Source organism: Candidatus Albibeggiatoa sp. nov. BB20, assembly GCA_016744725.1.
Lineage (GTDB): Bacteria > Pseudomonadota > Gammaproteobacteria > Beggiatoales > Beggiatoaceae > Albibeggiatoa.
This window is the reverse complement of sequence record JADGDW010000292.1, coordinates 1-1,977: the sequence shown is the minus strand read 5'-3', so window position 1 is coordinate 1,977 and position 1,977 is coordinate 1. Positions and strand designations below refer to the sequence as shown.

2 protein-coding genes are annotated in these 1,977 nt (G+C 38.4%); one reads left to right on the top strand and one right to left on the bottom strand.

The window, feature by feature from the left end:
* The first annotated feature begins 190 nt into the window (after nucleotides 1-190).
* Entirely contained in the window at nucleotides 191-1,678 is a 1,488-nt protein-coding gene (gene trpE, locus ABXH34_RS18680; protein WP_353573402.1) for an anthranilate synthase component I, read from the top strand.
* A gap of 104 nt (nucleotides 1,679-1,782) precedes the next feature.
* Here trpE and ABXH34_RS18675 read toward each other — a convergent pair.
* On the bottom strand, nucleotides 1,783-1,977 hold a 195-nt coding region (locus ABXH34_RS18675), incomplete at its 5' end, for a hypothetical protein (RefSeq protein WP_353573401.1).

Here is a 1,977-nt window from a genome sequence, read left to right as displayed (position 1 = left end):
CTGCCAGTCCTGTATCAATTTAAAATAAAACAACTATAACAACACACGACAGCAGTTTATACTCATATATGAGTCATCCTCAATATTCAAACATTATAATGAATAAAAAACCGATTGGACGTACTGCATACGTTACGCTAGTATATTGTATTGTTTATTAGTTGTTCATTGTTAACTATTAGTTGCCAACATGACCCCAGAAAAATACTCCAAACTTGTACAACAAGGCTATAATCGCATTCCCGTGCTACGTGAAGTGCTTGCAGATTTAGATACGCCACTCAGCACCTATCTTAAACTAGCAGATGGCGCATATTCCTATTTATTCGAATCAGTGCAAGGCGGTGAAAAATGGGGACGCTATTCGATTATTGGTTTGCCCGCAAAAACAGTGGTCAAAATTTATGGGCACGAGATTCAAATTGTTGAACACAGACAAATCATTGAAACAATTCAAGCTGATGATCCTCTAGAATGGATTAAAGGTTTTCAACAACGTTACCAAGTGCCTGAAGAATACCTTGAAACCCCTCCATTTACAGGTGGTTTAGTAGGTTACTTTGGCTATGATACGGTGCGTTACATTGAACCTCGCTTAGCGAAATCTCAACCTAAAAATGATCCGCTAGGCAATCCTGATATTTTATTGATGGTATCAGATGAAGTATTGGTTTTTGATAATTTAAAAGGTGAAATCTTTCTTGTCGTCCATGCTAATCCTGAGCAAGAAAATGCGTTGCAACAAGCTGAATCCCGATTAGATCAATTGGTTGTAAAATTAAAGCAGCCATTGCCACAACAAGCACAAACAACAGCACATACGGTTGATGAGTCTGATTTTAAAACAGGTTTTGGGCATGAAGCATTTAAGCAAGCGATAGAAAAAACCAAGCACTACATTGTTGAAGGTGACATCATGCAGGCCGTATTGTCACAACGGATGTCCTTGCCTTGTACAATTCCGCCATTGAATATTTATCGTGCTTTGCGCTATCTCAATCCATCACCCTACATGTTTTATATTGATTTAGATGATTTTCATATTGTAGGCTCATCACCTGAAATTTTAGTGCGTCTTCAAAATAATGAAGTGGCTGTGCGTCCAATTGCTGGCACTCGTCCTCGTGGTAAAACCCAAACAGAGGATATTGAGTTAGAACAAGATTTACTTGCTGATCCGAAAGAATTAGCCGAACACTTAATGTTAATTGATTTAGGTCGCAATGATGTCGGTCGTGTTGCAGAAATCGGCAGTGTGAAGCTGACAGAAAGAATGGTTGTTGAACGTTATTCACATGTTATGCACATTGTTTCCAATGTCACAGGACAGCTAAAGCCTGATTTAAGCGCGATTGATGTATTAAAAGCAACGTTCCCGGCAGGCACACTAAGCGGTGCACCCAAAATTCGTGCGATGGAAATTATTGATGAATTTGAACCTGTTAAACGTGGTGTTTATGGTGGTGCGGTGGGTTATATCGCATGGCATGGAGAAATGGATACTGCAATAGCCATTCGAACCGCAGTCATTAAAGACCAAACACTACATTTACAAGTTGGGGCTGGCATTGTCGCCGATTCTGTACCAGAAAATGAGTGGCAAGAAACCATGAATAAAGGTCGTGCAATGTTTAAAGCCGTTGCAATGGCTGCCAATGATTTACAAAAAGCGGATTAAGTTTCAGCAGATTTAACTCGTTCCATAGTATTAAAATATAAGCTATTTAGGAATATAGAAGATGTTTATTTATATCAGTTTTACGTTCCTAATATTCTAGCTTACTATCCAAACCAAGTTGAGTTGTGATTGATTAAAGGAATATCTACGGCTATGTTTTCTAACGAATCAAGTGAAGCCAAAAAATTTCTAGTTCTATTTTTGTTTATTATTTTTTCAGTCATTTTGATCCGGACAGCATGGATTAGCGATGATGCTGCCATCACGCTTAAAACGGTGATTAACTTTGTCCATGGATA

Bases quoted from the DNA above. Each gene is read 5' to 3' on its own strand.
- trpE (WP_353573402.1), top strand. From the start codon at position 191: ATGACCCCAGAAAAATACTCCAAACTTGTACAACAAGGCTATAATCGC.